Annotated in this window: 8 protein-coding genes; 4 read left to right on the forward strand and 4 right to left on the reverse strand. The window is 72.0% G+C overall.

Translation table 11 applies throughout. The features are described from left to right. Positions 1–58 precede the first annotated feature (58 nt). Both ACIA5F_RS17260 and ACIA5F_RS17265 read right to left on the reverse strand, forming a co-directional pair. Positions 59–382: an STAS domain-containing protein gene (locus ACIA5F_RS17260; protein ID WP_399353687.1), complete on the reverse strand. Its 324-nt coding sequence runs from the start codon at positions 380–382 to the stop codon at positions 59–61. Positions 383–629: 247 nt separating this feature from the next. Then, positions 630–1,478 (reverse strand): 3-hydroxyacyl-CoA dehydrogenase family protein, encoded by an 849-nt coding sequence (locus tag ACIA5F_RS17265; protein WP_399353690.1) that lies wholly within the window; start codon positions 1,476–1,478, stop codon positions 630–632. 393 nt (positions 1,479–1,871) lie between these two features. Here ACIA5F_RS17265 and ACIA5F_RS17270 point away from each other — a divergent pair, with 393 nt between their 5' ends. Further along, the gene (locus ACIA5F_RS17270; RefSeq protein WP_399353692.1) at positions 1,872–2,444 is read left to right on the forward strand and encodes a cob(I)yrinic acid a,c-diamide adenosyltransferase; all 573 of its coding nucleotides are present in this window, start codon (positions 1,872–1,874) and stop codon (positions 2,442–2,444) included. A gap of 108 nt (positions 2,445–2,552) precedes the next feature. Here ACIA5F_RS17270 and ACIA5F_RS17275 read toward each other — a convergent pair whose 3' ends face one another. Beyond that, entirely contained in the window at positions 2,553–3,137 is a 585-nt protein-coding gene (locus tag ACIA5F_RS17275) for a hypothetical protein (RefSeq protein ID WP_399353694.1), read from the reverse strand. 235 nt (positions 3,138–3,372) lie between these two features. Here ACIA5F_RS17275 and ACIA5F_RS17280 point away from each other — a divergent pair, with 235 nt between their 5' ends. From ACIA5F_RS17280 to ACIA5F_RS17290, 3 genes are all read left to right on the forward strand, one after another. Further along, positions 3,373–4,584 carry a sensor histidine kinase gene (locus ACIA5F_RS17280; protein ID WP_399353696.1) on the forward strand — a complete coding sequence of 404 codons (1,212 nt, stop codon included), beginning with the start codon at positions 3,373–3,375 and terminating at the stop codon, positions 4,582–4,584. Then, positions 4,581–5,234, forward strand: coding sequence for a response regulator (locus ACIA5F_RS17285; RefSeq protein ID WP_399353698.1), 654 nt, complete (start codon positions 4,581–4,583; stop codon positions 5,232–5,234). The genes ACIA5F_RS17280 and ACIA5F_RS17285 overlap by 4 nt, the downstream gene beginning before the upstream one ends. A gap of 182 nt (positions 5,235–5,416) precedes the next feature. Then, positions 5,417–7,270 (forward strand): glycosyl hydrolase family 18 protein, encoded by a 1,854-nt coding sequence (locus ACIA5F_RS17290; RefSeq protein WP_399353700.1) that lies wholly within the window; start codon positions 5,417–5,419, stop codon positions 7,268–7,270. A 423-nt stretch (positions 7,271–7,693) separates the two neighbouring features. On the opposite strand, the gene ACIA5F_RS17295 is transcribed toward ACIA5F_RS17290, so the two are convergent. After that, on the reverse strand, positions 7,694–8,140 hold the full coding sequence (locus tag ACIA5F_RS17295) for a DUF2550 domain-containing protein (protein WP_399353702.1): 447 nt from the start codon (positions 8,138–8,140) through the stop codon (positions 7,694–7,696). Positions 8,141–8,395 lie beyond the last annotated feature (255 nt).

Consider the following 8,395-nt stretch of genomic DNA (forward strand, 5'->3'; position numbering starts at 1 on the left):
GTCCGGCGGGGACGGTGCGGGGGCGGTGGTGCTCCCCCGGGGTGCGGGGGCGCGGGGTTCACACCCGGGGCAGTGACTCCGCTTCCAGGCCGCCCTCGATCGCGAGGATGCGGTGGAGCCGGGTGGCCACCAGCAGCCGCTGCATCTGCGGCGGCACCCCGCGCAGGACGAGCCGGCGCCCGCCGCGGCCGGCCCGCCGGTGGGCCCCCATGATCACGCCGAGGCCGGTCGCGTCCCAGGAGTCCAGCCCGGTGAGGTCGAGCACGAGGTCGCCGTGGCCGTCGTCCAGGGCGGTGTGCAAGGCCGTACGGGCGTCCGCCGCGCTGCGCACGTCGAGGCGGCCCCCGACGGCCAGTTCGGCGTGGTCGCCCCTGATGTGCATGTGTGCTCCCGGCGGTACGGCGTAACTGCGTACGTATGGTCCGATTGGTCCGTGGTCGGCCACTCTCACAGCAACTGACTGCCGTGCGGGCGGGGAAGTTGCCGCCCGTGAGTGAACCGGTACCTATTTCACTCCGAGGAGTGAAGACGTTCGAACGAGAGTGCCCGGGTGACCGGCCGGGTCCCTACCGGTCGGCTCCCACCGGTCCGGACCCCCGTCGTCCGGGCCGGCCCGGGCCCGGACGGCCTCAGTACTGGTAGAAGCCCCGGCCGCTCTTGCGGCCGATGTCACCGGCGTCCACCATCCGCCGCATGAGCTCCGGCGGCGCGAACTTCTCGTCCTGCGACTCGGTGTAGATGTTTCCGGTGGCGTGCAGCAGGATGTCGACACCCGTGAGGTCGGCGGTGGCCAGCGGCCCCATGGCGTGCCCGAAGCCCAGCTTGCAGGCGATGTCGATGTCCTCGGCGGAGGCGACGCCCGACTCGTACAGCTTGGCGGCCTCGACCACCAGTGCGGAGATCAGGCGGGTCGTCACGAACCCGGCGACGTCCCGGTTGACGACGATGCAGGTCTTGCCGACCGACTCGGCGAACGCCCGGGTGGTGGCGAGGGTCTCGTCGCTGGTCCGGTAACCGCGGACGAGTTCGCACAGCTGCATCATCGGGACGGGAGAGAAGAAGTGCGCGCCGACGACCCGCTCCGGACGCTCCGTCACCGCCGCGATCTTGGTGATCGGGATGGCGGAGGTGTTGGAGGCGAGGACCGCGTCCTCCCGGACGAGCTTGTCGAGCGCGCGGAAGATCTCGTGCTTGATCTCGATCTTCTCGAAGACGGCCTCGACGACGATGTCGGCGTCGGCGACCGCGTCGAGGTCGGTGGTGGTGGTGATGCGCGCCAGTGCCGCCGAGGCGTCCTCGGCCGTCAGCCTGCCCTTGGAGACGAACTTGTCGTACGAGGTCTTGATCCCGTCCGTGCCACGGGTCAGCGCGGCGTCGGTGACATCGCGCAGCACGACCTCCCACCCCGCCTGAGCGGAGACCTGAGCAATTCCGGAACCCATGAGTCCGGCACCGATGACGGCGAGCTTCCCAGCCACTGCACACCCCACGTTCTTGATAGCGCACCGGTCCCGACGCGGACCGGTCCCACGGCCTCTCCGGCGGAGACTAGCGCCCGTGCGGTGCCGTGTGACCGGGAAGTAACACGCGTCACGTCTCAGATGACGGACATCACACCGGGACGGCCCAGCACCCTTGCGCAGTCGCCCAGTTCGCGCGCCGCACGGCCGCACGCACGGCCGCCCGTACTCCTCCCCGGCCCCTCCCGGACCGCCCCGGGACGGCCGTACCGCACCGTTTCGGCCAGTCGCCGCGGGCCGGTACGGAACCCGCCCGCGACCCCCGGGCGGGGTGCGCCGCCCCCGACGCTACGCGGGCCGGGGCGGTTCCCGCGCCCGGTTTTCCCCGGCCGGCCCGTCTACGCTGACGGCATGGTGAACCTCACGCGCATCTACACCCGTACCGGCGACCGGGGCACGACCGCCCTCGGTGACATGAGCCGGACGGCCAAGACCGACCTGCGGATCTCCGCGTACGCCGACGCCAACGAGGCCAACGCGGCCATCGGGGCGGCGATCGCGCTCGGCGGGCTGGCGGACGAGGTCGTGAAGGTGCTGGTCCGGGTGCAGAACGACCTGTTCGACGTGGGCGCGGACCTGTGCACCCCGGTGGTCGAGGACCCGAAGTACCCGCCCCTGCGCGTCGAGCAGTTCTACATCGACACGCTGGAGGCCGACTGCGACACCTTCAACGAGGAGCTGGAGAAGCTGCGCAGCTTCATCCTCCCGGGCGGCACCCCCGGCGCGGCCCTGCTCCACCAGGCGTGCACGGTGGTCCGCCGCGCCGAACGCTCCACCTGGGCGGCGCTGGAGGTCCACGCCGAGGTGATGAACCCGCTGACGGCGACCTACCTCAACCGCCTCTCCGACCTCCTGTTCATCCTGGCCCGCACGGCCAACAAGGAGGTCGGGGACGTCCTGTGGGTCCCGGGCGGCGAACGCTGACCCCCGCACCGGCCCCGGCCGCCGGTCCGGACCCGACCCCGGTCCGGTAGCGGCCCCGGTCCGGTACCGGAAGGGCCCGCCCGCGTACGGCGGTTTCCGGCCATGCCGTCAGAGGTGGTCGGCCCGCTCCCGCACCGGACCGGCCGCCCCGGCGGCCCCCGCCGCCGGGTCCTTGCGCGGCCAGATCGTGTACGCCACCGCGACCAGGGCCTGGATGCCCAGCACCCGCAGGGCGACGAGCTGCCACGACCGCAGCCCGCTCGTGTCGGCCACGTCCCCGACGTACCAGATCCCGGCCTGGAGCAGCCCGGCCGCGACGGCGACCCCCGCCAGGGTCCGTAGCCACAGCTTCCACTCGTGGACGGAACGGGCCCGGCCGTACAGGCTGCCGGGCGGCTTGGGGCCCCCGGCGAAGCGGTGGGCGGCATGGCCGTCGAGCCACTTCACCGTGTAGTGGCCGTAGCCCACGGTGTAGCCGATGTAGAGGGCCGCCAGGCCGTGCGCCCAGCCCGGCTCGCCCCCGTTCTTCAGGTCCAGGACGGAGGCCACCAGCAGGACCAGCTCCAGCAGCGGCTCGCACAGCAGGACCGCCGCCCCCAGCCTGGGCATCTTCGCGAGGTAGCGCAGCGCCAGCCCGGCGGCCAGCAGCACCCAGAACCCGACCTCGCAGGCGATGATCAGAGCGACGAGCACGGCACTTCCTTCCGGCGGTGGTGGTGGCAATGGTGGTGGTGTCAGCCGTAGGAGGAGAGGGAGAAGAGGGAGGAGGAGCGATCACGTCACGGCTCTTCCCAGCCTCCCGTCCCGCCCGGCCCGGCGCGTCGTCCGCGGTGAGGAGAGACGGCTGCATCCTTCGGTGTACCCGCCCGGGGCCCGCTTCCGCCCAGGCACCGAGGACGGGGGCCCCGGCACCGTGTTGGATGGGAGGATGACCGTCCGCAGCCTGCGCCCGCACCGCGACGACGTCCTCCTCGCCGCGCTCAGCGTGGCCGTCGGCGTCCTGCTCTGGTCGCTCGGCGTGTACAGCACCGGCAACCGGTACTTCCTGCCCGCATGGGCGGCCCTGGTCCCCCTCTTCGCCCTCGGCGCGATGGAGCTGCTGCGCCGCTCCGCGCCCTCGGTGACCCTGGGCGTCGGCACCGTCGGTCTGATCGCCGACCAGTTCACCGTGGGCAGCGCCGCCACCGTCCTGATCTTCACCGACCTGATGTACGCGGCCGTCGTCTACGGGAAACCGTCCATGGCCCGGCGGCTCCCGGTCACCACCGGCCTGATCACCCTCGCCGTCACCTTCGCCTCGCTGGTCTGGCTGCGCACCCCGCAGGCCCTGCTGATCGGCGTCATCACCGGCATCGTCAGCTTCGGCCCGGCCCTGACCGGCGCCACGCTGCGCAACCACCGCGAGGCCGCCGTGGCCGCCCGGCTGCGCGCCGAGCAGACCGCGCTGCTGGCCGAGATGGACCGTACCCAGGCCGTCGCCGCCGAGCGGGCCCGGATGGCCCGGGAGCTGCACGACATGGTGGCCAACCACCTCTCCGCCATCGCCATCCACTCCACCGCCGCGCTCTCCATCGATTCGCCCGCGACCAGCCGTGACGCGCTCGGGGTGATCCGGGAGAACAGCGTGCAGGGCCTGGCCGAGATGCGACGGCTGATCGGTCTGCTGCGGGACGCCGGGGCCGGGTCGGAGGCGGTCGCCACCCCCTCCCTGGACGGGCTGGAGGCCCTGCTCGGCCAGGCCCGCGCCAACGGCCGGGCGAGCGGGCTGGACTGCGTGCTCCACGACGACCGGCCACCCGGCCCGTCGCTGCCGGCCCCGGTGGAGCTGGCCGCGTACCGGATCGTCCAGGAGTCGCTGACCAACGCGCTCAAGCACGCCGTGCCGGGCACGGTCACCGTCCGGGTGGCCCGTACCGGCCCGCTGCTGACCGTCGCGGTGGACTCCCCGTACGGGGACCGGCCGGGCCCCCGCGCCCCCGGTTCCGGGGCCGGGCTGATCGGCATGCGCGAGCGGACGGAGCTGCTGGGCGGGGAGTTCGCCGCAGGTCCGGCCGGTCCGGTGCTGCCGGCCGGTCCGGCCAGGACGGTGTGGCGGGTACGGGCGGCCCTGCCCGCCGAGGAGAGGATGGTGACCGGATGACCGTCCGGGTGGTGGTGGCCGAGGACCAGAGCGCGGTACGGGCGGGGCTGGTCCTCATCCTGCGCAGCGCGGGTGACATCGAGGTCGTGGGCGAGGCCGCGGACGGGGAGGAGGCGGTGCGCCTGGCCCGTGAGCTGCGGCCGGACCTGGTCCTGATGGATGTGCAGATGCCCCGGCTGGACGGGGTGTCGGCGACCCGTCAGGTGGTCGCGGAGGGGCTGGCCGACGTCCTGGTCCTGACCACCTTCGACCTGGACGAGTACGTCTTCGGCGCGCTGCGCGCCGGAGCCGGCGGCTTCCTGCTGAAGAACGCGGAGGCGGCGGAGCTGATCGGGGCGGTACGGACCGTCGCGCGCGGGGAGGGGCTGATCGCCCCGGCGGTGACCCGGCGGCTGATCGCCGAGTTCGCCGCGGACCGGCACCGGCGTCAGGAACCCGATCCGGGCACCTCGGCCGCTCTGGAATCCCTGACACCCCGGGAACGGGAAGTACTCGCGTCTCTGGGCCGGGGGTTGTCCAACGCGGAGGTCGCGGCGCAGCTGGAGATGGCCGAGGCGACGGTGAAGACGCACGTCAGCAGGGTGCTGGGCAAGCTGGAACTGCGCAGCCGGGTGCAAGCCGCGGTGCTGGCGCGGGAGTTGGGGCTCTAGAAAATCACTCGGAACCGTTCCTCCAGGAGGTCTGGACCTCTTGACGCTTGGTCCAGACCTTTCTAGTCTCACGGCAACACTGTGGTGAGCGTGCGATACCAAGCGTGCTCACGGGCGGCGCAGGTCCCACCCCCATGTCGTGGCCGGCCCGACGGCCTCGACGGACCTACGGAGGAACACCCTTGAGCACAGCACCCCCACCCCGCACAAGGCGCACCAAATTCTTCACCCGAGTGGCAGCGGTCGTCGCCGCCCTCGCCCTGCCCGTCTCCGGGCTCGTCGCGCTGGCCGGCCCCGCCCAGGCCGCCACCTCCGCGAGCGCCACCTTCGCGAAGGCGTCCGACTGGGGCTCCGGCTTCGAGGGCAGGTGGACGGTGAAGAACACCGGCACCACCACCCTGACCAGCTGGACCGTCGAGTGGGACTTCCCCGCCGGCACCACGGTCACCTCCGCCTGGGACGCCACCGTCACCGGCGCGAACAACCACTGGACCGGCAAGAACATCAGCTGGAACGGAACGCTCGCCCCCGGCGCCATCGTGAGCTTCGGCTTCAACGGCACCGGCCCCGGCTCCCCCACAGGCTGCAAGATCAACGGCAACTCCTGTGACGGGACTCCCCAGCCCGGCGACAGCCTCCCCTCCGCTCCCGGTACGCCCACCGCGAGCGGCGTCACCGACACCGCGCTGACCCTGAGCTGGGGCGCGGCCACCGATGACAAGGGCGTCAAGAACTACGACGTCTACCGCAACGGCGCCAAGATAGCCACGGTCAACACCACGACCTACGGGGACTCCGGTCTCACCAAGGCCACCGCGTACAACTACACCGTGGTCGCCCGCGACACCATCGACCAGACGGGTCCGGCCTCCGCGCCCGTATCGGTGACCACCACGGGCGGCGGTCCCAACCCCGACCCGGGCGCCAAGATCAAGCTCGGCTACTTCACCCAGTGGGGCGTCTACGGCCGCAACTACCACGTGAAGAACCTGGTCACCTCGGGCACCGCCTCGAAGATCACGCACATCAACTACGCCTTCGGCAACGTGCAGAACGGCAAGTGCACGATCGGTGACTCCTACGCCGACTACGACAAGGCGTACACCGCCGACCAGAGCGTCGACGGCGTCGCCGACACCTGGGACCAGCCGCTGCGCGGCAACTTCAACCAGCTCCGCAAGCTGAAGGCCCAGAACCCGAACCTCAAGGTCCTGTGGTCGTTCGGCGGCTGGACCTGGTCCGGTGGCTTCGGCCAGGCCGCCGCCAACCCGGCCGCCTTCGCCGACTCCTGCTACGCCCTGGTCGAGGACCCGCGCTGGGCCGACGTGTTCGACGGCATCGACGTCGACTGGGAGTACCCGAACGCCTGCGGTCTGACCTGTGACACCAGTGGCGCGGCCTCCCTGAAGAACCTGGCCTCGGCGCTGCGCACCAAGTTCGGCACCAGCAACCTGGTCACCGCCGCCATCTCGGCCGACGGTTCCAACGGCGGCAAGCTCGACGTCGCCGACTACGCCGGAGCCGCGCAGTACTTCGACTACTACAACGTCATGACGTACGACTTCTTCGGTGCGTGGGCGACCAAGGGCCCGACCGCCCCGCACTCCCCGCTGACCTCGTACGCCGGTCTCCCGACCGCCGGTTTCACCTCCGAGGCCGCCATCACCAAGCTCAGGGGCAAGGGCATCCCCGCCTCCAAGCTCGTCCTCGGCATCGGCTTCTACGGCCGAGGCTGGACCGGAGTCACCCAGGACACCCCCGGCGGCACCGCCACCGGGCCCGCGCCGGCCACGTACGAGGCGGGCAACGAGGACTACAAGGTCCTGAAGAACATCTGCCCGCCCACCGGCACCGTCGCCGGCACCGCCTACGCCAAGTGCGGCACCAACTGGTGGAGCTACGACACCCCGGCCACCATCAGCAGCAAGATGGCCTGGACCAAGCAGCAGGGCCTCAAGGGCGCCTTCTACTGGGAGTTCAGCGGCGACACCAGCAACGGTGAGCTCGCCAACGCGGTCCACTCCGGTCTCCAGTAACCCCACGTACTGAAACCGGTTCACGAACGAAGCCGGGAAGAAGGGTCCGTCCCCCTTCTTCCCGGCTTCTTCATGTCCGCCTCCCGTGCCCGCCCGCCCGGAACGGCGCACGGGCACGGAGGCGGAGGCGGTGCGAAGGACGTACGAGGGCACGCACCCGGAGGAGTCACGGACACGCGCCGGACACCGCCGGGAGCGGGGAGGCGGAGCACACGGGACGCACGGCGACAGGGGCTCCCGGGGCCACACGGCGTACGGGCCCGTACGAGCCGGTACGGACCGGCGACGGGCGGGAAACGCGGGGCGGGAGAGGCCACTGGCCGGGAGAGGCCGACCGAAGAAGCCGGGCCGGAGGACCGGGCCGGAAAGAGGGACCGGGTGACGAGGGACCGGGCGACGCGAAGGGTCAGGCGACGCGAAGGGTCAGGCGACGTTCACGCGCTGGCCGGGCGGCGCCGCCTCCAGCCACGCGAGGAAGCCGGTGAGCGCGTCGTCGCTCATCGCCAGCTCCAGCCGGGTCCCCTGGTGCACCGCCCCGAGCACGACCGCGTCGGACAGCAGCGCCAGCTCCTCCTCGCCCTCGGGGGCGCGGCGGGCGAGGACCTCGATGGAGGACCGCTCCAGCAGCCGGCGCGGCCGGGGGGAGTACGAGAACACCCGGAACCACTCGATCCGGTCACCGCTGTAGCGCGCGACCCCGTACACCCAGCCCTTGCCGGAGATGTCGGGCTCCTCGGCCACGCCCCAGCGCATGCTGCAGTCGAAGGTGCCGCCGGAGCGCTGGATGAGTCTGCGGCGCAGTCCGAAGACAAACAGCCCGACCACCACCAGGGCCACCACCAGGCCGCTCACAAGCAGAGCGAGGAGCATCTTCACCGACCTCCTCGCTGTTCGGGAACCGCAGAAAGAACCGGGTGCCTCCCGGACCGTGTCCGGGAAGGACCTGCATCGCCTCAGCCGCGACCCGCTCTGAAGAATTCCAGAACGGACCGCGGCTGAGGTGTGCCGGGGGGGGGGGGGGGGGCCCCCCCCCGCCCCCCCCCCCCGGGAGACCCCCGGCCGGCGACAGTACCCCGCCCCCCCCCCCACACGGCCCCGGCCCCCCCGCGGGGGCGCCCCCGGGGC

This window comes from Streptomyces sp. NPDC051567, assembly GCF_044454165.1.
GTDB lineage: Bacteria > Actinomycetota > Actinomycetes > Streptomycetales > Streptomycetaceae > Streptomyces.

Coding starts and splice junctions, on each gene's coding strand:
- ACIA5F_RS17285 (WP_399353698.1), top strand. CDS start 4,581: ATGACCGTCCGGGTGGTGGTGGCCGAGGACCAGAGCGCGGTACGGGCG.
- ACIA5F_RS17295 (WP_399353702.1), bottom strand. CDS start 8,140: ATGCTCCTCGCTCTGCTTGTGAGCGGCCTGGTGGTGGCCCTGGTGGTG.
- ACIA5F_RS17280 (WP_399353696.1), top strand. CDS start 3,373: ATGACCGTCCGCAGCCTGCGCCCGCACCGCGACGACGTCCTCCTCGCC.
- ACIA5F_RS17270 (WP_399353692.1), top strand. CDS start 1,872: ATGGTGAACCTCACGCGCATCTACACCCGTACCGGCGACCGGGGCACG.
- ACIA5F_RS17260 (WP_399353687.1), bottom strand. CDS start 382: ATGCACATCAGGGGCGACCACGCCGAACTGGCCGTCGGGGGCCGCCTC.